Below are 20,923 nucleotides of genomic sequence, written 5' to 3'. Positions count from 1 at the left end.
GATCGCTCCTGTCCACCTTTATGCCGCTTCTATTGCTATGGTATTTGCATAGCAGATAGAGTTGTCGGCGTGCAACATTTTGGATGCATTTTGCGCTTGATGGACGACGCATTGTCAAACAAACCGGTTAATGCGTACTGATACGATTTTAGAACGTTTTTAATCCGATAGTCCCTGGATGGTGAATGGGTGCCTGGGAAGGACATGACGCAAGGAGAAGTAGCGATTGTTTTCGGCGGGGCCGGCTTCATTGGCTCGCACCTGTTGCGGCGGCTGGCGCAGACGCGTCCGGCGCGGCTGATCAGCGTCGATATCCGCCCGCCGAAATCCCCGGTCCCCGGCGTCGACTATCTGACCGGCGATGTCCGTGATCTCGCCGCTCTCTCCGTCGATGGCGAGGTGGCGAGGATCTTCAATCTCGCGGCGGTACACACCACGCCGGGCCATGCCGACCATGAATATTATGACACCAACATCAGCGGGGCGCTGGAGGTCTGCGCCTTTGCCCGGCGCCAGAACGTGCGGACCATCGTCTTCACCAGTTCGATCTCGGTCTATGGCCCCGGCGAGGACACGAAATCCGAAACCTCGCGGCGCGCGCCTGAATCGGCCTATGGACGCTCGAAGGCCCTGGCGGAGGATGTTCACCGTGCCTGGCAGGCGGAGGCGGCGGAGCGGCGGCTGGTGATCTGCCGTCCGGCGGTGATCTTCGGCGCCGGCGAGGGGGGCAATTTCACCCGCCTGGCCGGATTGCTGCGGCGCGGGCTCTTTGTCTATCCAGGCCGGCGCGACACGATCAAGGCCTGCTACTATGTCGAAGATCTCGTGGAATCGCTGCTGCACGCCGCCGCGCGCGAGGAGCGCGTGCTGCTGTTCAATGGCTGCTATCCCGACCGCTACACGCTGGAGGTCATCGTCGAGACCTTCCGCGCCCAGCATTTTCCACGGGCGAGGACGCTGACCATGCCCCGTTCCCTGATGCTCGCCGCCGCGAGCGCCCTCAGGCCACTGGCCGGCGCGGGCATCGGCATTCACCCGGAGCGGGTCATGAAGCTGGTGCGCTCGACCGATGTGGTGCCGGGCTGGCTGGACGCGCACGGCCTCGTCCGGCGCGGGCAGCTTCCCCTGGCGCTGCAACGCTGGAAGAACGATTCCGCCGGCGCCTTCAACTGACGATCGCCCCGACACCGTCCCGTGTGAAAGACGACATTTAATGAAGGTCGCCCTGGTTCATTATTGGCTCGTCGGGATGCGGGGCGGGGAGAAGGTGCTGGAATCCTTCTGCCGCCTTTACCCCGATGCCGACATCTTCACCCTGGTTGCCGAGCCGGCTCAGCTTTCCGAGACCCTGCGGCGGCACCGCATCACCACCTCCTTCCTGCAGCACATTGGCGGGCGGCGGCACTATCAGAAGATGCTGCCGCTGATGCCCTATGCGCTGGAGAGCCTCGACCTCACCGGCTACGACCTGGTGATCTCCAGCGAGGCCGGCCCGGCCAAGGGCGTGGTGACGCGCCCGGACAGCCTGCATGTCTGCTATTGCCACTCGCCTCTGCGCTATCTCTGGGACCTGGAGCCGCAATACCGCGCCGCCTCCGGCCCGCTCACCCGGCTGGCCATGTCGCTGTTCGGGCCGGGGCTGCGCCAATGGGACGTGACCACGGCGGCGCGGGTGGACGCCTTCATCGCCAATTCCGCCTATGTCGCCCAGCGTATCGCCAAGTTCTACCGGCGCGAGGCGACGGTCATCCACCCACCGGTCGATCTCGCCCGCTTCGCGCCGGTGGAGGACATTGGCGAGGCCTATCTCTGCGCCGGCCAGATCACGCCCTATAAGAAGATCGAGCTGGCCATCGAGGCCTTCACCCGCATGGGGCGGCGGCTCGACATCATCGGAGAGGGCGCCGACGCGGCGCTGAGGCGCCGGGCCGGTCCCGGCATCCGCTTCCTCCGCCCGGTCAGCGACGCGGCGATGGCGCATCATCTGGCGCGCTGCCGGGCGCTGGTGTTTCCCGGGGTCGAGGATTTCGGCATCGTCCCGCTGGAAGCGATGGCGAGCGGGCGCCCGGTGCTGGCCTTCGGGCGCGGCGGGGCCACGGAGACGGTGATCGACGGCAAGACCGGCCTGCTGTTCCACCAGCAGACCGCCGACGCCATCATTGATGCGGTGCAGCGTTTCGAGGCGGGCGCGGTGGATGGCTCGCCGGAGGACTACCGCGCCCATGTCGCCGGTTTCGGCCGCGAGCGGTTCGAGAGCCGGATCAAGTCCTTCATTGACGAACGCCTTGCCGGGACACGATAGGGTGCGACCGGCCGCGAAGACGGAGTGCGAGAACGCGATGAGCGTCAGTCGTTGGAAGCGCATGAGCCCCTCAGGGCTGTTGCTCCTTGTCGTGCCGCTGTTTCTGGCGCTGGCGGCCTGTGCCACGGCGCCGAGCGCGCCTCCGCCGGCGGCGGATGCCGCCACCGCCACCGAATATGTCCTCGGCACCGGCGACAAGCTTCGCCTCACCGTGTTCAACGAGCCGACGCTGTCGGGCGAGTTCGAGGTGAATTCCGGTGGTTTCATCTCGATCCCGCTGATTGGCAACATCAAGGCGCAGGGCGAGACGGCGCATGGGCTGGAAACCGCCATCACGCAGAAGCTGGCCGGCGGCTATATGCGCGATCCCCGGGTCAATATCGAGGTCCTGCAGTACCGGCCGTTCTACATCATCGGCGAGGTCGCCAAGCCCGGCGAATACCCCTATCGCAACGGCATGAACATCATGAGCGCCGTGGCCGTGGCGGGCGGCTTCACCTACCGGGCGAACGACACCACGGTCACCATCCGCCGGGCGGGGCAGACGCAGGACTATTCCTATCCCGTCACCACGACGACCATGGTGCTGCCCGGCGATATCGTGCGGGTGGGCGAGAGGCTGTTCTGACGGGGCCTCGCCCCGCTCACTCCGCGGTGTCGAACCGCCGGCTCCAGCTCTGCGCGAGCCCGGCCCCCAACAGCGCCCAATAGGTCAGGGCCACCGCCTGTATCTGCAGGCTGAAATCGAACGCCGCATGCGACAGCACGGTAACGCTCGCCGCGAGCGCGACGAGGCTTATCGGATGCGGACTCTCGCGCCGCAGCATGTTGGCGAGTGTCACCGCCAGCAGGGTGGCCACAAGGGTGGCGAGCAGGAGCGTGGCGGGAACGCCGAGTTCGAACAGCAGTTCGATATAGGTGTTGTGCGCCTTGTCCCAGTGATGCCAGGGCGAGAAGGCTTCCGCGCCGCGATAGACCGCGAACATGCGGTCGAAACTGCCATAGCCGAAGCCGGTCAGCGGCACGTCGCGCACCGCGTCGAGCGTGCGGGCCGCCACCGCCCAGCGCGGATCGCGGGCGCCGGGCAAGGCGAAGCGTTCGCCGAGATCGTCGCCGAACAGCGCCAGCGTGGCGAACAGCACGGCCAGCACCGGGGTGGCGAGCACGAGCACCAGCCAGCGCCGGCGGGTGGACGCCAAGGCCAGCAAAACCAGCGCCAGGACGCCGGCCATGCCGGCAATGAAGCCCGCGCGCGACACGGTGAGCACGAGGGCGACGCCGATAAGGGCAGCCCCGGCGAGGACCGGCAGGGCGGAGCGCAGCGTGGTCTCGACGAAGGCCGTCGCCCGCACCGCGAGCGGCAGGCTGCGCCGCCCGCCCGCGCGGCGATAGACATCGATCAACAGGCCGATCGTGGCGATCAGCCCGATGCCTGCATAGGTCGCGTAGCTGTTCTTGTTGACGAAGCTGGAGGTCAGCTGCCCGCCATAGGCCCTCTTCTCGAACCACAGCAGCAGGTCCGGCGTCAGCGTGTGCTGGAGGAGGCCGAAAAGGGCATAGACGACCGCGATCACCACCAGCGCGCGCAGGAACAGGTCGGCCCGCCGCCCGTCGCGGCAGAGCTGGAGCGCGAGATAGAACGCCATCGCCTGGGTGAGCAGCACCACCAGCCCGCGCAGGCCGGCCTCCGGCGTGACCGAGATGCGGCCCGCCACCGGCCCGGTGCCGGGCAGCGGCTGCAGGGTCTCGGCCGTCATCTGCCAGAACGGATTTTGCCAGTCCGGCGGCGCCCAGGGGGAAAGCTGGAACAGGATCCAGCCGACCAGCAGGCTTCCGGCAAGGAAGAGCCACCACAGGCGCCGGGGCGCCACGGGGTGGCGGGCGCCGCTGACCAGCCGCCCGGCCTCGAACAGAATAAGCAGCAGGGCGAACAGCACGGCATTCACGCCCCAGGCGACGAGGCGGTTGCTGCCGAGCAGAAAGGGCACCCAGGCGAGGGCGAGGACGAGCCCGGCGAAGACGAGGTCGTTATAGGTTTCCGCCCGGGTGCGGCGGGCAAGAAAGGCCGAGGCGCGCGCCCCGCCGGACGCGCCGGATGCGTCGGATGTGCTTCGGGCGGCGGCGGGCGGGCTCATGTGTGGATCACCCGCGCCGTTTCGCCTTCCAGCACGACGCAGGACAGGCGGTGGGTGAGATAGGCGCCGGTATCGACATTGATGCGGTTGGCATGCATCTCCACCGCCATGACAGGCGTATGGCCGTGGACGATACGCTTGCCGTGGTCGCGGGTGGAGTGGAGGAACGGATCGCGGATCCAGATCAGGTCCTCTTGCGTCTGCCGGTCGAGCGGCACGCCGGGCCGGATGCCGGCATGGCAGAAGAAATAGTCGCCGATCTCGCGGCGGACCGGCAGCTGGCGCAGAAAATCGAGATGCGCAGGCGGGATGGCGGCGAGGGCGGCCTCGCGCAGCTGCGCGTCGCGCTCCGGGCCGGTAATGTCGCGGACGGAGACGCCGTAGGAAAACAGCGTCTCCACCCCGCCCATCCGCAGCCACGGCTCCCACGCCGCCTCGCCCGCCAGGGCGGCCAGAAAGGTGGCTTCATGATTGCCGCGCAAACAGCTCCATGACCCGTCGCGGCTTTCGTCCCGTCTGCTGGCGAGCCGTTCGACCACCGCCGCGCTGGCTTCCCCCCGGTCGATATAGTCGCCGAGAAACACGACATGGCAGGGGCCGGGATGGCTGGCACTGTCGGCGGCGATGGCGGCGAGCAGGGCGCGCAGCAGATCGTCCCGCCCATGAATGTCGCCAATGGCGTAGACACGGGCGCCGTCGGGAACGCGCGCCGGGGTGGGTTGGCGCGAAGCCGCGCGGAAGCGGGAGAACAACATGCCGAGCCCGAAACTCATCTGGCCGCCCGCAGGCGGCACCGCGCCGCGCACCCTATCAGCCGCCGGCGCACGCACAAGCGCCGGCCCAGAAGCGGCGGGACGGCCTCAATAAGCCAGGGTAACGCCCGCGAGGACGAGGTTGCGGACGTAATTTTCGGCGCCGTTGATGTTGTTGAAGTTGGTGTCGAAGTTCGTATAGGTGTAGTTCACTTTCGCCGTGGCGAAGCGGTTGATGGAATAGCGCAGTTCCGCGCCGATGACATACTGGTTGTCGACGCGCGGGAACTCGTCGTAGTCTTGGTTGAGATAGTCGACCCAGCCCGACACCACGATGTTGCGGCGGAACTCGTAGTCGAGCCGTACCCCGGCGGACGAACTCACCACCGCCGAGCCGCTGATGCCGGCAAATTCATAGTTCGAGGTGATCACCTGCTGGCCGGCGGTGAAGGTCGCGGTGAGCAGCGGCGACACGAACCATTGCAGATTGGCGCCGAAGGTCAGGCCGGAACTGCCGGAGAGGTCGCCATTGTCGGAGGCCCAGTTGTAATAGCCGATATAGGCCTCGCCGCGCGTCAGCCGCGACGGCTCGATCTTGATGCCGGTGATGACCCTGTACTCGGCAGCGTCATAGTCCTGATCCTGCATCTCGTACCAGTGATAGGACCCGCCGACGAACAGGCTGGTGAGCGGGCTGAGCTCATAGCCGAGGCGCCCGGCGAGATTATAATCGCTGCCGTTGCGATAAGCTTGGTCGGAGGGCTCGCCGTTCAGCCAGGCATCGTAGTCGCGGTAGCGGTAGTCGATGCCGCCCGTTGCCCACATGCGGTTGAACTGCTTGTCGAAATTGACGCCGGCCGTCACCTGCTCATAGGGAAGCGGATCGCCAAGCTTGTTCACATTGGTCTCGTCGTCGCCCGGCAATTCGTTGAGATGGGCGTAGCGGGCATAGCCGCCAATGGTGAAATCGCTGCTGACATCGATGCGCCCGCGCGCCCCGGCGGCGTAGTTCTCATAGTCCGCACTGCTGTAGCGGGCATAGCTCGTGCTCTCGAAATAGCCGTCGAAAGCGAGGAAATGGCGCGCCCAGTCCGACTGCAGGTCGAAGGCCGGGCGGACGGTGAAGAGCCAGCTTTCCTTCTCGTTGCTGTTGGCGGCGGTGATGTTGGTGTCGTAGCCGGTTTCCAGCTTCAGCGTCGGAAACAGCACGAAGGAGCCCACGGGCACGCCGAGCGGGAGATAGTTCACCGGCTGGCGGTCGAGAACCGCTGCCCGCGCCGGATCGACTTCCACGGCCTGGCGGGTGCTTGGTGGCGCATCCTGGGCCTGTGTCGCACCGGGCACGGCAAGGGCGGCGAGGCCGAGCACGCCTGCGGCATGGGAGAGAGCCTTTATGAGACGGATCCTCATGAGGGGCTCGGCGTCGATGGGGTCGTGGGATTGTCCGTCTGCCCCGGGGTCGGTGTGTCGCTGCCGGACGAGCCGGCGGCGCTGCGCGGCGTGCCGGCCGCCGCGGCGTTGAACGCGCCCGTCAGCACCGCCGCCATCTGGCTCGAAAGCCCGCCCTGGCCACCTGGCTGCGCCGTCGCGGCCTGCACCGCCGTCTGGATGGCGCCGGCCGCCCCGCTGCGCCCATCGCCCTTGAGCGCGGCATAGGCCTGACCGAGCCCGGTCCCGAGAACGGCGACCACACCGGCATTGCCGGCGGCGCCGGCTTCGACTGCGGCCGAGATGATCGCCGCCGCGATGGCGGCCACCTGCGCGTCGGTCGCGGCCCCTTCGGCCAGCCATTGCAGCGCCAGCGCCTTTTGCGGACCGCTGAGGCCGGAGCTCATGATCGCCTTGACCTGATCGGCCGCGCTGGATTTCCCCTCGGCGGAGACCACCACGCCGAGAACCGCCTGCTCGGCGGCCGAGAGCGCGGCCTGCGCATGACCGGGCAGCAAAAGGCCGGCAACGGGCACACAGACACCCACTGCCGCCATCACCACCAGGATGCGCGCCGCTTTGCCGATCATGCCCCGTCCGCCATAGCTGCCCATGTTCAAAATACCAGAGGCCATGCTGCACTGCCACCCGTCCCGCGCCGGATTCGCGTGATTAGGGCGTTTTTCGGCTTAAAAATCCGATAGTTGCCGGCTTACCTAGCGTCTGGGCGGTGCTGTGGTGTGGGGCGGGGAGAGATGGTGCGGTGCGGCGTCAGGGAGCGGCTCCCACCTCTTCCAGGAAGGCCCGGCGCCGGGCGGCGGGCAGCGGGGCCAGCAGCTGCTGCCAGGACTGCAGGAACGGGTCGGGAAAGCGCCGCAGGAAGGCGATGTCATAGGCGAGGGCGCGCTTGCTCTCGGGGCTGGCGAACATCCACCGCTGCGCGAGGAACCGCGCCCGGCGCATCATCTCGGCATATTCATAAGGTCCGGTAAGCCGCGAGAGGTCCCAGGCGGCCATGGAGGTCGGGCGAAGGGCGAGGTCGGGCCAGGTCAGTTCCGCAAGGTCCATCCAGGCGGCGGGCTCTACGGGATCGACCGCAAGCACCGCCGCGATTTCCTGCACCCCGTTCGCCGCCGGCGGGGCGAGGCGGCGCCCGGCGCTGAAGCTGAGAAGCCGCGCCTTGTCGCGCAGCCCGCCTTCGTCCAGGAAGGGCGCCACGGCCGCGCGCAGCTGCGCTGCTTCCTCGGCGCGCGCGACTGCATCGCCCGCCGGGGGGCTGGCGGCGTGGCGCTCGATGCCCCACTCGACCGCACCCAGCCGGGCGAAGGCGACGCCTTTCACCAGCACGGCGCCGGCAAGGGCGATCAGCAGCAGCGAGAACGCCGCGCGCCCCACCCTTGCGCCGCCGCTCCGCCGCTCCGCCTCAGCCGACATAGTATTTCTTGTAATAGGCGGAGGAATGGTAGGAATAGCGCCCATATTTCGGCGCCCCGCGCAGGTCGATCATGTTGAGCGCGATGCCGCAGATCTTGCGCTCGCCCGGAATGCGCTCGATCGCATCCCGCACGAATTCGCGCGCCGTCGCGTTCCAGCGCACGACGAAAAGCACCTTGTCCGCCACCGGCGCGAGCACGGCGGCGTCCACCACCGGGCCGATGGGCGGGGCGTCCATCACCACGAGGTCGAAATTCTGCCGTAGCTGCTCGATGAGGTGCTGCATCCGCGCCGAGCCCAGCAGGTCCGGCGGATTCTGCGACTTGCCGCCGGCGCCCAGCACAAAGATGCCGGAGGCGTCGTGGCGGTACAGCAGCCCGTCCGGCGCGGCGGTCTGCGCCAGCCATTCCACCAGGCCCGGCTTGTCGTCGAGGCCGAATTGCTGGGTGAGGGAAGGGCGCCGCAGATCGCAGTCGATCAGCACCACCCGCTTGCCGGAGCTGGCGGCGGAGGCCGCCATGGCCAGCGCGATCGAGGTCTTGCCTTCGGAGGGTGAGGCGGAGGTGATCTCGATGACGCGGGGCGGGTTGTCGACATCCGACATCTGCACCCCGGCCCGCAGGCTGCGGATGGATTCGCTGAAGCGCGAGAGCGGCTTGGCGGCGAGGAAATCGACCACCGGGATGGCGCCCTTGGTCTTCTCGCCCTCGGTAAGGTTCACCCACTCCACCGAGCTCAGCACCGGCAGGCCGGTGGCCTCCTCCAGCTGGCGCGGGCTGCTGAAGCCGGCATTGAGCAGATCGAGCAGCGCGGCGAGCCCGATGCCGAGCACCAGTCCCAGCGCGGTGCCGGCGGCGAGGAACAGCGATTTGCGCGGGAAGGAGGGGCTGCCCGACGCCAGCGCCGGCGTGATGATCCGCGCGTCGCGAATGTCCATTTCCGATTGCTCGGAGGTGACCTTCGACTGGTTCAGGAAGGTCTCGTAGAGCGTGCGGTTGGCGGCGGCGTCGCGCTCCAGTTCGCGCAGCTTCACCGCGAGTGCGTTGTCGCTGGTGTTCTGTCCCGAAGCGGCGGCGACATTGGCCGCCATCGCCGCGGCACGGGTGCGGGCGACATCGTAGTCGTTTTGAAGATTGGCGACGATGCGATTGATCTCGGCGCTGATCTGGCGCTCGATCTCTCGCCGCTCGGCGCGCACATTCACCACCAGCGGGTGGCGCTCGCCATAGCGGGTGACGAGGTCGGCCTCGCGGCCGCTCACCTCGGCATGGCGGCCGCGCAGATTGGTCACCACGCCGGAGCGTATGACATCGGGCAGCGTGGCGAGGTTGCCGCCTTCGTCGAGAATTTTCTTGGCCTGCTCGTATTTAGCCTGCTTCTCCGCCGCTTCCGTCTCCACCTGCACCAGTTCGGCGCTGATCTCGGAGAGCTGCTGCTCATTGAGCGAGCGGGCGCCGACCGAGACGAGATTATGCTCCGTGCGGAACTGCGACACTGCCTCTTCCGAGTGGCGCAGCGCCTCGCGCAGCTTCTGCAGCCGGTCGTTCAGCCAGTCCGAGGCGCGGCGGGCGGCATCGAAACGGGTTTCCAGCTGGTCGACGATGAAAGCGTCGGCAACGGCATTGGCGAGACGGGCCGCGCGGTTGGGGTCGGTCGAGGTGACCGAGACCTGCAGGATGTAGGAGCGCCCCACGCGCTCGACCAGCAGCGCCCCGCGCAGCCGGTAGATGGAAGCGCGGATATCGTCAGGAATGGCGGCGGCGCCCGGCTCGGCGGGGCGTTCCGGCTGCTCGGTCGCGCTGCTGCCGAACAGGCCGGAAAGCACCGAGCGCCAGGAGCGCCCCGGCGCCTGGCTGCCGAATTCCGGATCGGCGACCAGATTTTCCTTCTCCACCACCCGCCGCAGCAGGTTGAGCGATTCGATGATGGAGATCTGGTTCTCGATGTTCGAGACCGCCGCCACCGATGCGGCGTCCATGCCGCTGAGCTGATCGCCGAGCACCGAGCGCGAGGAGGGGTCCAGCAGGATTTCGGCGGTGCTGGTGTAGCGGGGGGTGAGAAGAAAGGCCGTGCCCAGCGCCAGCGCCATCGTCAGCACGGCGATGAAGCCGATCAGCAGACGGCGGCGGACAAGGAAGTCCACGACCTGATGAAGATCGATGCGATCGTCATCTTCCGCCGCCGGGGCTCGGTTAATTTGTCCGTGCATCAGGTCCCATCCAGAGACGGCGAACATCGCGGCCCGCGCGGCAGGCGGCGCAGGCTCCCGCCCCGCAACAACTATATGAAACCGGTGGGGGATGCCTAGAGAGTCGCGGCCCGCGCCTTTCGCAGCGCAGCGGATCGAGGGCGTTGCGGCGGGCTAAACTCATCTGCGTGTCTTCAATTTATTACATTTATAATCTTCGTCATGTCTCTCTTTTGTGCCGCGTTGCTGTGGAATTGGGAGGTGCGCCTGCCTATTGTGCCGGCGACGAACAGAAGAGAGACGCATGATGCTGCGGCGCGTACCGATCACGAGTGTCCCTGCGAGGGTGCTGCTGGCTGTGGGCCTGCTGGCGTTGACCGTCATCGGCCAGGGGCCGGCCGCCCATGCGGCCTCCGCCTCCGCTTCCTCGCCCCAGCGCATTCTCGCCATTGGCGGCGCCGTCACCGAGACGCTCTATGCGCTGGGGCTGGAAGACCGGGTGGTCGCCGTCGACACGTCGAGCACCTATCCCCCGCGCGCCCTCGCCGAGAAGCCCAATGTCGGCTACATGCGCGCGCTCTCGCCCGAAGGCGTGCTGTCCGTCGGGCCCGATCTCATCATCGCGCTCGACGGCGCCGGCCCGCCGGATGCGGTGAAGGTGCTGAAGAGCGCCGCCATCCCCTTCGAGACGCTGCCCGAGGCGCGGGACGAGGCCGGCGTGCTCGCCACCATCCGCCGCGTCGCGGCGCTGGCCGGTGTGCCGGAGCGCGGCGAGGTGCTGGCGGGCGAGGTGGCGGCGGATTTTGCCGCGCTAGCGGAGCTTCGCGCCCGCATTCCGGCGCCGCGCAGCGTCGTCTTCGTGCTTTCGGCATCGGGAACGGCGCCCGTCGTCGGCGGGGCCGGCACCGGTGCGCAGGCGATGTTCGCCCTCGCCGGCGTCAGCAACGCCATGGCGGGGCTCAATGGCTACAAGCCGGCGGTCGGTGAGGCGGTGCTGGGCGCCGACCCCTATGCCATCGTGCTGATGAAGGACCAGAACCATACCGTCTCCGACGCGGCGGTGAAGGCGATGCCGGCCTTTGCCGGCACCTCGGCGATCGAGGCCGACCGCCTCTACCGCATGGATGGCGGATATCTCCTCAGCTTCGGGCCGCGCACGCCGCAGGCGGCGCGCGATCTCGCCGCGCTGATCTATCCCGAACTGGCGCTGCCGCCGCTGCCGGCGCATGCCGCCAACGCGGCCTCCACGCCCCGCGCGTCCGGCACGCCGTGAGCATGGCCGTTTCTCCCGCGGCCGGAGCCCGGGCGTTCCGGCCGCGCCGCGCGTCGGTCGTCCTCGGCCTGTGCGCCGGTCTGGTCGCACTGGCCTTCCTGGCCTCACTGGCGATCGGACCGGTCACCATCGCCCCCGGTCGCATCCTCGACATTCTCGCCGCCGCGCTGGCCGGCGAACGGGCGAGCGGGGCCTCGCTGCGCGAGGCGGTGATCGTGCTCGACGTGCGCCTGCCGCGCACGCTGCTCGGCCTGCTGGTCGGCGGCGGCATCGCGCTGGCGGGGGCGGTGACGCAGGGCATTTTCCGCAATCCGCTGGCCGATCCGGGGCTTATCGGCATTTCCAATGGCGCGGCGCTGGCGGCCGCGGCGTGGATCGTCGCCGGCAGCCATTTCGCCGGCTATTTGCCGCCGGCGCTGGCCGATTTCGGCCTGCCGCTGATGGCTTTTTGCGGCGCGCTCATCGCCACGGTGGCGCTCTATGCGATTTCGACACATGAGGGCCGCACCTCGGTGGTCACCATGCTGTTCGCCGGCATCGCCATAGCGGCGCTGGCCGCCGCCGGCACCGGCCTCCTGGTCTTCGCCGCGTCGGACCAGCAATTGCGCGATTTCACCTTCTGGTCCTTCGGCTCGCTCGGCGGGGCGACCTGGGCGAAAGTGGCGGTGCTGCTGCCCTTCCTGGCGCTGCTGGTGCTGATCTCCACCCGTCTCGCCCGGGCGCTGGACGCGCTGGCGCTCGGCGAGGCGGAGGCGTTCCATGTCGGCATCGACGTGCAGCGGGCGAAATGGCTGGCCATTCTCGGCATCGCCGCCGGGGCGGGCGCTTCGGTCGCGGTGGCGGGGGTGATCGGCTTCATCGGCCTCGTCGTGCCCCATCTCATCCGGCTAATGGTCGGCCCCGGCCATCGCCTGCTGCTGCCCTGCGCCGGGCTGCTCGGCGGGGCGCTGCTGCTGGGGGCGGATGTGGTGGCGCGCACCGTGGTCAGCCCCGCCGAACTGCCGCTCGGCGTCGTCACCGCCGGCTTCGGCGCGCCGTTCTTCCTCTGGCTGCTGCTGCGCCGGCGCGCGGCGCTGATGGGGTGAGCCGATGTACTGCGCCCATGACATCGGCTTTTCCGCCGGCGGGCGGCGCCTGCTTGAAGGCGCCTCGGTCGCGGTGCGGCCCGGCACGGTCACCGTGCTGATCGGCCCGAACGGCGCCGGCAAGTCGACCCTGTTCAAGCTGATGGCGGGCGAGCGGCGCCCGCAGCGTGGGCAGGTGACGTTGGACGGTATCGATCTCGCCGGGCTGCGGCCGGCGCAACTCGCCCGGCTGCGGGCGGTTCTGCCGCAGAGCGTGCATGTCGCCTTTCCCTTCACCGTCGCGGAAGTGGTCGGCATTGGCGCGGCCCGTGGCCGCGACTTGCCGGCGCGCATCGGCCGGGCGCTGGCGCGGGTCGAACTCGGCGCTCTCGCCGGCCAGAACTATGAATTGCTCTCCGGCGGCGAGAAGCAGCGTGTGCAGCTCGCCCGGGCGCTGGTGCAGCTGGAGGCGGGCGAGGGGCCGGGCTATCTGCTGCTCGACGAGCCGACCGCCAGCCTCGACCTCGCCCAGCAATTGCTGGTGCTGCGGCTGATGCGCGATCTCGCGGCCGAGGGGGCCGGCATCCTCGCCGTGCTGCACGATCTCAACCTCGCCGCCATGGTGGCGGATGAGATCGTCGCGCTGAAGCAGGGCCGCGTCGCCGCCCGCGGCACGCCGGAGCAGGTGCTGACGCAGGCGTGCATCGCCGATCTCTATGGCGTGGATGTGCGCATCGGCTGGGCGCCGCCGACCCCCTTCCTGTTGCCGCAGGCCGCCTCGCGGGCTTGAACTGGCGGGCATGAAAAAGCCCCGCCCGAGGACCGGGCGGGGCGGGGAAGCGGCGGTGCCGGTGATGTCAGGCGGCGAGTTCGCGCCCGACCAGCGTCTCCACATGCAGGAAGGCTTCGGTGGCGGCGGCCTCGATCCGCGCTTCTTCCTCAGCTGTCAGTTCCACCTCGTTGAGCGCGGCGGTGAAGCGGCGCCAGTGCAGCGCCCGCCCTTCCGGGTGGCCGGCGAGGTGGCGCGCGCCATGCTCGGCGGTGAAGCCGAGCTTGGCCGCTTCCTTGGCGAGGATGGCGGCGCCCATATTGGAGCCTTCCACCACATAGAGCCAGCCGAGCGCCTCGGCGAGGCTGAGCGACGGGCCGAGATCAGCTTCGGGCGGGGTCATACCGAGATCGGCGAAGTCCTGTTCCAGCGCCTCCAGGCGCGAACGCTCGGCGAGGTCCGGCAGCAATTCCTGCAGCGCGGCATCGGCATAGAGCGTCTCCACCCGACGATGCAGATGGTACTGGAACTTCAGGAAGCGGGCGTAGTTTTCGGCGCTGGCGAAGGGCGCCGCCTGCATCACGCCGTTATCCACCCGCTCATGCGCGGCATTGGACACGGCCTTCAGCCGCTTGGCACGGCTCGGCGCTTCCACATCGGTGGCAATAGACATCAACTGCTCCTCTCATCCCGCCCGGCGACGGGACCGTTTCACTTCACATAGAGCGGGTCGGCGACGGAAGCGACCTCGCCGCCCCCGAACCGCACCGTCAGGGCTCCCTTCACCGTCAGGCCGGCGCTTGGCAGGAAGTTCTCATATTGGGTGTATTGCTCGTTCAGCAGGTTCTCGACCGACAGACGCCACAGGATGTTCTCGCTGGGCTGATAGCCGGCATAGACGCTGACAAGGTTGAAGCTGTCGGTCGGCTCGAACACCGAATTGGCCGGCAGGTCGGAGGCGGTGACGGCGGCGACGGCGGTCCAGCGCACGGCGACAGTGAGCTTTTCTTCCAGGAAGCGGAAGCCGAGCGTCGCGGTGACCTGGTCGGGCTGGATGCTGGAGAGCGGCTGCCCGGCATAGGTGCCGGACGTGACCTCGCCTTCCGAGATCTGGCCGGCCAGGCCGACGAACCATTTGCGGGCATCATAGGTGCCTTCGAACTCGAAGCCCTTCAGCCGCGCTTCCTGCACGTTCTGGTACTGCGCATAGCCCGGCACGCCCCAGTTATAGGGGAAGCAGGTGGTCGGCCGGCCGGGAATGGGGCAGATCGTGCCGGTGGAGGGGCCGAACTCGACCAGCTCGATATAGTTCTCCACATCGTTCTGGTAGTAGTTCAGCTTGGCGCGCAGCTTGTCGCCGGCGACGAACAGGTCGTCCTTCTTGATGTTGATGCCGACTTCCTTGTTCTTGCCGATTTCGGCCTGCAGGCCGGGATTGGGCAGGAAGTAGAACATCGTGCCGCCGGTGTTGAACGGCAGCGGATGCGGGCCGGAGACCAGCGCCTCGGTCACGGTCGGGGCGCGGTAGCCCTCGGCATAGGTGCCGTAGATTGTCAGCCACGACCAGGGGGTGACGCCGAGGGTGAATTTGGGCGAAAGACGCTCGCCGCTGGTGCCGCCATCGTCGGAATTGAGCGAATAGGCGTCGTAGCGCAGGGCGGCGATGGCTTCCAGCCAGGTGGAATAATTGCCCTTCCACTGCACGAAGGCGCCGCCGACGCCGCGGTCGCCCGAGGGGTTGTAGCCCTCGCCAAAGCCGTAATCGTCGGTGTTGTCGATCTGGTCCTGGAAATAGTCGCCACCGAAGGTGATGGCGTTGTTCCAGCCGGCGGCCGAGAAGCGGCTGGTATTGTTGGCGTCGAAGCCCACCGTGTCGATGACGAAGCTGCGCGGATCGCCCACCGCGCCGGTGATCGGGTTGGAGGAGCCGGAAACCTTCACCTGATCCTGGTCGACCTGGTTCCAGTACACCGAGCTGCGCCAGTCGAACAGATTGTCCTCGGGGTTCTGGTAGTTCCAGGCGGCCGTCACCGTGCGATTGGTCGCCTGCGTCGAATAGGACGTTGCCGCGTTGGCATCGGCGCTGGTGGTGAACTGGGTGTCGTAGTTCAGCGCGGAGAGCTTGATCTCGTGGAAATCGGCCGGGCGGAAGGTCGCCTTGGCGATGCCGGTCCAGGTCTCGAAGCCGCTGTCGGGCACCACGTCGCCATTGCCGTCATGGTAGTTGTCGGCGTCGCGATAGGTGCCGCCGACGAACAGGTCGACATTCTGGCCGACCTTCGCCGCGCCCAGCACCGAGCCATAGCCCATGAAGCCATTGCCGGCGGCCTCGCCGGTGGCCTCGACGCCCCAGCTCTTGCCGGGGGCGATGATGTCCTCGGCGTCCTTGGTGCGCATGGTGACGACGCCGCCAATGGCGCCGGAGCCATAGATGTTCGACACCGGGCCGCGCACCACGTCGACATCGGCGATGAGGCCGGGCTCGACGAAGAAGCCGCCGGCGCCGGCATGACCGAGCTGGTTGAAGTTCTGCCGCGCGCCGTCGACGATCACCGCCACGCGGCCGAAATCCTGCAGGCCACGAATGTTGATCTGCGTCTGGCTGGTATTGGCGTTCTGGATCGCCGTCGTGCCGGGCATGCCCTGGAACAGGTCCGCCGTGCGCTCCGGCATCAGCGCCTCAAGCTGCTCGGAGCGCCGCACGGTGACGCCGGCCAGCGTGTCGATCCAGCTCTCGGCGGTGCGGGTGGCGACGACGGTGATGGGATCGAGCTCGACGAATTCCTCCGTCTCGACCACGGCGGCGGTGGAGGCCGGGGCCTGCGCGCTCGCCTGCTGCGCCATGGCCGGCGCGGCTGCCAGCAGGGCGAGCCAGGAAACACCCCAGCCCGCCGTCCGTGCCATTGCCGAGAGGGGGCGCTGCCCCCGGATCGTCTTGCGCATCTCTATCCATCCCCAATCGCGCGTCCGCCGGACGACACGACTTCCCCAGCGGACGCCGGGAGCCCGCATCCCTGTTCGGTGACGCCGAACGCAGAGTTAATGTCGAGGCGGGACGGTTAAGGGAAGTAAATAGTTGAGTCAAATCACGTATTAATTTGATTTTTATAACTTAAAAACAAGGATACAATGTATAGAGGTTCTAAAGAGCACCAATTTTGGATGGTTTTAAATTGGAAAGACGATTCTCATTAGAAGAATGAAAGAGAGGTCTGTCATCTGGCAGGGCGGAAGGCGCCAAAGCGAGGAAATGCAAGGTGCCGCGCGCCCCGCCGGAAAGGCGAAGGCGGCGGCGCGCGTTAGGGCGCCGGCATCCACCGTCCCAATTCGGGCTGCCGGGCGGTCACGTCGCGAGATCGGTGGACAGGGTGGGAGCGAATGGCCGAGCCGGACCCGCGAATCACCCACGGCCCGCGAAGCGGGGTTGAGGCACGCGCCTTGCCGGCCGCCAGCGTATGGTATCAGACAAGGGTGGGCGGCTTGCGGGAGACGGCGACAGCAGGGTCGCGCTTCGGCCGCCGGAGAGGCTGAGGGATGAAAGACAGCGTGCGGATCGTGATCGTCGCCCTTGCCAATGTGCTGCTCGGCATCTGCATCGGCTTTGCGCTGGCCGCCAGTTTCTGGGACCGGCTGCTGGTCGGCATCAACGACGCCAACATCTCGAACTGGCTCGGCTTCACCGGGGCGATCCTCGCCGCTCTCGCCACCGTCACCGCCGGCGCGCTCGCCTATATCGGCGTGCTCTACAGCCATTCCGCCAGCACGCGCGACGACGCCGTGCACCGCATCACCGGCTATCTCGCCGGACTGCGCAACCTCTACGCCAGCTGGCTCGAACTGAAGGACATGCCGGAGACGGACCCCAGCCGCCCGCTCAAGGTCCACACGCTGCAGAGCGAGCTGGTCCGGCCGGAAGTGACCGTCGCGCTGTATGATTCGATCCTGCAGGAGGATCAGGTCCCGGTCTTCGTGTTCTGCAACACGCTGCGCGTCGCGCTGACCAACGGCCATCCGCATCAGCACAATGCGATGGCCATCGTCCTCTTCATCTTCGAGGATGTCACCCGCGCCCTGACCGTCCGCAAGCGGCTGCTGGAGGAGGGCACCCCGCTGCGCAAGGTGCAGGGCACCAAGTTCCTCACGCCCGAGCCCTATATCAAGGCGCTCTCCAGCGGCCAGACCGACGAACTCGCGGCCAAGAAGGCCTGGGTCTATGTCGAGCCCGGCGAGGCCCCGCCCGTCCTGACGGAAACCCCGATCTCGCTGGCCAGCCGCTCCTAGGCGTCGGCCGCCTCAGATCCTCCCGGCCATCGCCTCGATCCGCGCCAGCACCTCGGCGATCTCCGCATCGGTGACGGTCAGCGGCAGCGACAGGCCGATGGAGGCGTCGTCCTTGGCGGTGGTCGACAGGCCCGCGGCGAAGGCGCAGGCGACCAGTCGCGCGGCAAAGGCCGGACCCGGCGGGTGCCCGGCGCGGTCGGGAGCGAACTCGACCGCTTGCAGCAGGCCGAGCCCGCGTGTCCCGGTGACGCACGGCACGCGCATGGCGATGGCGGCGATCCCCTCGCGCAGCCTCTGCCCCGCCGCCTCGGCGCGGGCGACCAGAGCGTCGCGGGCGATGATTTCCAGCGCGGTCAGCGCCGCCCGTGTGGTCAGCGGGTTCTTCTCATGGGTGTAATGGCCGAGTTCCAGTTCGGGCGCGACATCGAGCCGGGCATCGCCGATCACTGCCGCGAGCGGCACCATGCCGCCGCCCAGCGCCTTGCCGAGCACGGCGAGGTCCGGCAGCGCGCCGAAATGCTCGAAGGCGAAGAAGCGGCCGGTCTTGCCGAGGCCGGAGGGAATCTCGTCGAAGATCAGCTTGGTCCCCTGCGCGTCGCACAGGGCGCGGACCTGCGGCCACAGATCGGCCGGCGGCACATGGCAGTTCGCGCGCATCGGCTCGGCGATGACCGCCGCGATGCGCCCGGTGGCGAGATGCCGGGCGATCTCCTCCAGCATCCGCGTCGGGCCCGTCTCACCCGCCCAATAGGGCGTGACATGGTGGCGTCCCGGCAGGAAGGCGCCGAGGCGCGGGTCCGGCGTTGCCGAAGAGAGTCCGAAGGCGCCGAAGCCATGGCCGTGATAGGCGCCTTCGAGCGACACCGTCTCCGAACGGCCGGTGGCGACCCGCGCGAGCTTGATGGCGATCTCGATCGCGTCCGAGCCGCCGGTGGCGAACAGTACCCGCGCCGGCGGACCGGGCCAGCGCGCTTGCAGCGCTTCCGCCAGCGCGACGGCCGGCGGGTTGGTGTAGCGGCGCGGGGCAAACGCGAGTTCGTCCAGCTGCGCCTTCAGCGCCGCCACGATCTCCGGGTTGCCATGGCCGAGATGGTGGACGGTGTTGCCATGCAGGTCGATGAAGCGTCGGCCGTCCGCGTCTTCCAGCCAGATACCTCGGGCGGCGTGTAGCGCGCCGAGGCTCGGCGTGGAGCCGTGCTGATGGAAGAAGGCCGCGCTGTCGCGGGCGAGCAGATCATCGGCTTCGGTCATGGTGCGTCTCGGTCGGCGGTGGCCTTCGGCAGATTAGCAGCGCGGGGCGTGTGCTTCTCAATGAGGAACGCAACGGCGTCACGACGCCCGTGGGTCACGATATTTGCGCCGGGACGGCTCGGCCTGATGCCCCGCTGGCCTGCAAATTGCTGATACGTGGCAAAATGAGGGTGGGTAGTGCTGCGCGTATTGGTGATCGACCAGAATCGAAAACGGGCGGAGATCGTCGAGGCCGCGTTGCGGGCAGACCCCGATGTCGACGTGCAGATTGCCGCCGTCAGCTCCGGTCAATTGCTGCCCCTGCTGCGGCAGGCCGCGCCGGATGTCCTGATCGTCGATCTCGATCTGCCCGATCGCGACACAATCGAACAATTGCGCATCGCCAACCGGGAGTTCGCCCGGCCGGTGGTGCTGTTCGTCGATGAGAGCGACACGGAGGCGATGCGCACCGCCGTTAGCGCGGGGGTCAGCGCCTATGTGGTCGACGGGTTGCAGCCCCGCCGGGTCAAGGCCGTGCTGGAGGTCGCCGTCGCGCGCTTCCAGGAATTCGAACGTCTGCGCCGCGAACTCGATCTCGCGCGTACCAGCCTTGCCGAGCGCAAGCTGATCGACCGGGCCAAGGGGATATTGATGCGGGCGCGCGGCATGAACGAGGAAGACGCCTATAATCTGCTGCGCTCCAAGGCGATGAAGGACCAGAAGAAAGTGGCGGAGATCGCCCAGTCCGTCATCACGGCGTCGGAGCTGCTGAAATGAGGATCCGCGCCGGCTTCATTCCGCTGGTCGATGCGGCGGTGCTGGTGGCGGCGGCGGATCAGGGCTTTGCCGCCGCCGAGGGCATCGAGCTTGAACTCGTGCGCGAGGTGTCGTGGTCGAATGTCCGCGACAAGCTGACGCTCGGTCATTTCGAGGCGGCCCATATCCTCGCGCCATTGGCGATCGCCATCAGCCTCGGGCTCGATTATGCCCGCGTCCCGCTCTCGACCCTGGTGTCGCTGAACCAGAATGGCAGTTCCTTCCTCCTGGGCAACGAGACCTTCCGGGCGCTGGAAGAGGAGGCGCGAGGTGAACCCATTGGCGATCCCCACGTCTCCGGTGCCGCACTGAAGCGGCTGGTGGCGGCCCGCGCCGCACGGGGCGAGGGGCAGCTCGTCTTCGCCATGACCTTCCCGTTCTCCCCGCACAACTATCTGCTGCGCTACTGGATGGCCGCGGCCGGCATCGACCCGGACCGCGATGTCCGCCTCATCGTCATGCCCCCGCCCTACATGGTCGACGCCCTGTTGAGCGGGCATGTCCACGGCTTCTGCGTGGGCGCGCCCTGGCCGAGCGTCGCGGTGGAAGTGGGCATGGGCCGCATCCTGCATTTCGGCTCGGACATCGTCGCGAACAGTCCGGAGAAGGTTCTGGCCACGCGCGCCAGCTTCGTTGCGGAACATCGCGAGGCGGCGCTGGCGCTCACCCGCGCGCTGATCCGCGCCACCGCCTGGTGCGGCGCGCCGGAGAATCGGCTGGCCCTCGCTCATCTTCTGGCCGCACCGGAACGGCTCAATGTCGGTGCGGATCTGATCCTCCGCTCGCTCGAAGGGCGCCTGCGGATCGACCTTCAGGGCACGGTACGGGAGTATTCGCGCTACATGGTGCTCGAAAGTGCGGCAGCGCGGCCGGATGTGCGTCAGGCGCTCTGGCTTTATGCGCAGATGGTGCGCTGGGGCCAGGCCAAGCTCGATGACGCCGGACGTAGCGCCGTGGAAAGGTGCTATTCGCCGGAAATCCATGATCTTGCGCTCGAAAGCATGGCCGGGGTCGAACGCGGCGACGGCATCGGTGCGTTCGCCGGCCCGGCCTTCGACCCGCACGATCTGTCGACTTATCTCGCAGAAATCGACAGCTGACCAATTGGTGAGCAGCGTCCGCCTAATAAACACTCTTGCGCAGAGTTAAGACTGCTTCGAAACTGATGATGAGGTTGCGGCCCTGCCAAGTGCTGGCCGTCTGACCCAGAGTATTCGCCGCCCCATGATGTGGGCGGGCACCTATCGCGCC

At 67.8% G+C, this 20,923-nt stretch carries 18 protein-coding genes; 9 read left to right on the top strand and 9 right to left on the bottom strand.

Going from position 1 to position 20,923, the window contains the following annotated elements; translation table 11 throughout:
- Positions 1 to 204: 204 nt before the first annotated feature.
- The 3 genes from ACP2AH_RS15175 to ACP2AH_RS15165 are packed head-to-tail and all read left to right on the top strand — an operon-like array spanning position 205 to position 2,930.
- Positions 205 to 1,173 carry an NAD-dependent epimerase/dehydratase family protein gene (locus tag ACP2AH_RS15175; RefSeq protein WP_425106565.1) on the top strand — a complete coding sequence of 323 codons (969 nt, stop codon included), beginning with the start codon at positions 205 to 207 and terminating at the stop codon, positions 1,171 to 1,173.
- 40 nt (positions 1,174 to 1,213) lie between these two features.
- Entirely contained in the window at positions 1,214 to 2,302 is a 1,089-nt protein-coding gene (locus tag ACP2AH_RS15170) for a glycosyltransferase (RefSeq protein ID WP_425106564.1), read from the top strand.
- 37 nt (positions 2,303 to 2,339) lie between these two features.
- Complete coding sequence (locus ACP2AH_RS15165) at positions 2,340 to 2,930, top strand: polysaccharide biosynthesis/export family protein (protein WP_425106563.1); 591 nt, start codon at positions 2,340 to 2,342, stop codon at positions 2,928 to 2,930.
- A gap of 16 nt (positions 2,931 to 2,946) precedes the next feature.
- On the opposite strand, the gene ACP2AH_RS15160 is transcribed toward ACP2AH_RS15165, so the two are convergent.
- The 6 genes from ACP2AH_RS15160 to ACP2AH_RS15135 all read right to left on the bottom strand — a co-directional run bounded on the left by ACP2AH_RS15160 (position 2,947) and on the right by ACP2AH_RS15135 (position 10,260).
- Entirely contained in the window at positions 2,947 to 4,437 is a 1,491-nt protein-coding gene (locus ACP2AH_RS15160) for an O-antigen ligase family protein (RefSeq protein WP_425106562.1), read from the bottom strand.
- Complete coding sequence (locus ACP2AH_RS15155) at positions 4,434 to 5,210, bottom strand: metallophosphoesterase family protein (protein ID WP_425106561.1); 777 nt, start codon at positions 5,208 to 5,210, stop codon at positions 4,434 to 4,436. Before ACP2AH_RS15155 ends, ACP2AH_RS15160 begins: the two co-directional genes overlap by 4 nt.
- A gap of 87 nt (positions 5,211 to 5,297) precedes the next feature.
- Positions 5,298 to 6,599, bottom strand: coding sequence for a YfaZ family outer membrane protein (locus ACP2AH_RS15150; RefSeq protein WP_425106560.1), 1,302 nt, complete (start codon positions 6,597 to 6,599; stop codon positions 5,298 to 5,300).
- On the bottom strand, positions 6,596 to 7,252 hold the full coding sequence (locus tag ACP2AH_RS15145) for a hypothetical protein (protein WP_425106559.1): 657 nt from the start codon (positions 7,250 to 7,252) through the stop codon (positions 6,596 to 6,598). Before ACP2AH_RS15145 ends, ACP2AH_RS15150 begins: the two co-directional genes overlap by 4 nt.
- Positions 7,253 to 7,388: 136 nt before the next feature.
- Positions 7,389 to 8,051 carry a hypothetical protein gene (locus ACP2AH_RS15140; protein ID WP_425106558.1) on the bottom strand — a complete coding sequence of 221 codons (663 nt, stop codon included), beginning with the start codon at positions 8,049 to 8,051 and terminating at the stop codon, positions 7,389 to 7,391.
- On the bottom strand, positions 8,041 to 10,260 hold the full coding sequence (locus ACP2AH_RS15135; protein WP_425106557.1) for a GumC family protein: 2,220 nt from the start codon (positions 10,258 to 10,260) through the stop codon (positions 8,041 to 8,043). Before ACP2AH_RS15135 ends, ACP2AH_RS15140 begins: the two co-directional genes overlap by 11 nt.
- Before the next feature lie 283 nt (positions 10,261 to 10,543).
- On the opposite strand from ACP2AH_RS15135, the gene ACP2AH_RS15130 reads away from it, so the two are divergent.
- From ACP2AH_RS15130 to ACP2AH_RS15120, 3 genes are read left to right on the top strand one after another with little or no spacing between them, the layout of a single operon-like run.
- Positions 10,544 to 11,512, top strand: coding sequence for a heme/hemin ABC transporter substrate-binding protein (locus tag ACP2AH_RS15130; protein ID WP_425106556.1), 969 nt, complete (start codon positions 10,544 to 10,546; stop codon positions 11,510 to 11,512).
- Between the two features lie 2 nt (positions 11,513 to 11,514).
- Positions 11,515 to 12,597: a FecCD family ABC transporter permease gene (locus tag ACP2AH_RS15125; protein ID WP_425106555.1), complete on the top strand. Its 1,083-nt coding sequence runs from the start codon at positions 11,515 to 11,517 to the stop codon at positions 12,595 to 12,597.
- Between the two features lie 4 nt (positions 12,598 to 12,601).
- Entirely contained in the window at positions 12,602 to 13,366 is a 765-nt protein-coding gene (locus ACP2AH_RS15120) for a heme ABC transporter ATP-binding protein (protein ID WP_425106554.1), read from the top strand.
- 67 nt (positions 13,367 to 13,433) lie between these two features.
- Here the strand turns inward: ACP2AH_RS15120 and ACP2AH_RS15115 are convergent, their stop codons facing one another.
- Complete coding sequence (locus ACP2AH_RS15115) at positions 13,434 to 14,018, bottom strand: biliverdin-producing heme oxygenase (RefSeq protein ID WP_421698328.1); 585 nt, start codon at positions 14,016 to 14,018, stop codon at positions 13,434 to 13,436.
- Positions 14,019 to 14,056: 38 nt separating this feature from the next.
- Positions 14,057 to 16,288 (bottom strand): TonB-dependent hemoglobin/transferrin/lactoferrin family receptor, encoded by a 2,232-nt coding sequence (locus ACP2AH_RS15110; protein WP_425106553.1) that lies wholly within the window; start codon positions 16,286 to 16,288, stop codon positions 14,057 to 14,059.
- Between the two features lie 591 nt (positions 16,289 to 16,879).
- On the opposite strand from ACP2AH_RS15110, the gene ACP2AH_RS15105 reads away from it, so the two are divergent.
- On the top strand, positions 16,880 to 17,626 hold the full coding sequence (locus tag ACP2AH_RS15105) for a hypothetical protein (protein ID WP_425106552.1): 747 nt from the start codon (positions 16,880 to 16,882) through the stop codon (positions 17,624 to 17,626).
- 12 nt (positions 17,627 to 17,638) lie between these two features.
- On the opposite strand, the gene ACP2AH_RS15100 is transcribed toward ACP2AH_RS15105, so the two are convergent.
- Positions 17,639 to 18,877, bottom strand: a complete 1,239-nt coding sequence (locus ACP2AH_RS15100; protein WP_425106551.1) for an aminotransferase class III-fold pyridoxal phosphate-dependent enzyme — start codon at positions 18,875 to 18,877, stop codon at positions 17,639 to 17,641.
- A gap of 177 nt (positions 18,878 to 19,054) precedes the next feature.
- Here ACP2AH_RS15100 and ACP2AH_RS15095 point away from each other — a divergent pair, with 177 nt between their 5' ends.
- Positions 19,055 to 19,633 carry an ANTAR domain-containing response regulator gene (locus ACP2AH_RS15095; protein ID WP_425106550.1) on the top strand — a complete coding sequence of 193 codons (579 nt, stop codon included), beginning with the start codon at positions 19,055 to 19,057 and terminating at the stop codon, positions 19,631 to 19,633.
- On the top strand, positions 19,630 to 20,772 hold the full coding sequence (locus ACP2AH_RS15090; protein ID WP_425106549.1) for a CmpA/NrtA family ABC transporter substrate-binding protein: 1,143 nt from the start codon (positions 19,630 to 19,632) through the stop codon (positions 20,770 to 20,772). Before ACP2AH_RS15095 ends, ACP2AH_RS15090 begins: the two co-directional genes overlap by 4 nt.
- Positions 20,773 to 20,923: the final 151 nt, after the last annotated feature.

The organism is Ancylobacter sp., assembly GCF_965249975.1.
Lineage (GTDB): Bacteria > Pseudomonadota > Alphaproteobacteria > Rhizobiales > Xanthobacteraceae > Ancylobacter.
The sequence above is the reverse complement of the archived record's forward strand: the minus strand, read 5'-3'. Positions and strand labels throughout refer to the sequence as shown.

Bases quoted from the DNA above. Each gene is read 5' to 3' on its own strand.
- ACP2AH_RS15175 (WP_425106565.1), top strand. From the start codon at position 205: ATGACGCAAGGAGAAGTAGCGATTGTTTTCGGCGGGGCCGGCTTCATT.
- ACP2AH_RS15170 (WP_425106564.1), top strand. From the start codon at position 1,214: ATGAAGGTCGCCCTGGTTCATTATTGGCTCGTCGGGATGCGGGGCGGG.
- ACP2AH_RS15165 (WP_425106563.1), top strand. From the start codon at position 2,340: ATGAGCGTCAGTCGTTGGAAGCGCATGAGCCCCTCAGGGCTGTTGCTC.
- ACP2AH_RS15160 (WP_425106562.1), bottom strand. From the start codon at position 4,437: ATGAGCCCGCCCGCCGCCGCCCGAAGCACATCCGACGCATCCGGCGCG.
- ACP2AH_RS15155 (WP_425106561.1), bottom strand. From the start codon at position 5,210: ATGAGTTTCGGGCTCGGCATGTTGTTCTCCCGCTTCCGCGCGGCTTCG.
- ACP2AH_RS15150 (WP_425106560.1), bottom strand. From the start codon at position 6,599: ATGAGGATCCGTCTCATAAAGGCTCTCTCCCATGCCGCAGGCGTGCTC.
- ACP2AH_RS15145 (WP_425106559.1), bottom strand. From the start codon at position 7,252: ATGGCCTCTGGTATTTTGAACATGGGCAGCTATGGCGGACGGGGCATG.
- ACP2AH_RS15140 (WP_425106558.1), bottom strand. From the start codon at position 8,051: ATGTCGGCTGAGGCGGAGCGGCGGAGCGGCGGCGCAAGGGTGGGGCGC.
- ACP2AH_RS15135 (WP_425106557.1), bottom strand. From the start codon at position 10,260: ATGCACGGACAAATTAACCGAGCCCCGGCGGCGGAAGATGACGATCGC.
- ACP2AH_RS15130 (WP_425106556.1), top strand. From the start codon at position 10,544: ATGATGCTGCGGCGCGTACCGATCACGAGTGTCCCTGCGAGGGTGCTG.
- ACP2AH_RS15125 (WP_425106555.1), top strand. From the start codon at position 11,515: ATGGCCGTTTCTCCCGCGGCCGGAGCCCGGGCGTTCCGGCCGCGCCGC.
- ACP2AH_RS15120 (WP_425106554.1), top strand. From the start codon at position 12,602: ATGTACTGCGCCCATGACATCGGCTTTTCCGCCGGCGGGCGGCGCCTG.
- ACP2AH_RS15115 (WP_421698328.1), bottom strand. From the start codon at position 14,018: ATGTCTATTGCCACCGATGTGGAAGCGCCGAGCCGTGCCAAGCGGCTG.
- ACP2AH_RS15110 (WP_425106553.1), bottom strand. From the start codon at position 16,288: ATGCGCAAGACGATCCGGGGGCAGCGCCCCCTCTCGGCAATGGCACGG.
- ACP2AH_RS15105 (WP_425106552.1), top strand. From the start codon at position 16,880: ATGAAAGACAGCGTGCGGATCGTGATCGTCGCCCTTGCCAATGTGCTG.
- ACP2AH_RS15100 (WP_425106551.1), bottom strand. From the start codon at position 18,877: ATGACCGAAGCCGATGATCTGCTCGCCCGCGACAGCGCGGCCTTCTTC.
- ACP2AH_RS15090 (WP_425106549.1), top strand. From the start codon at position 19,630: ATGAGGATCCGCGCCGGCTTCATTCCGCTGGTCGATGCGGCGGTGCTG.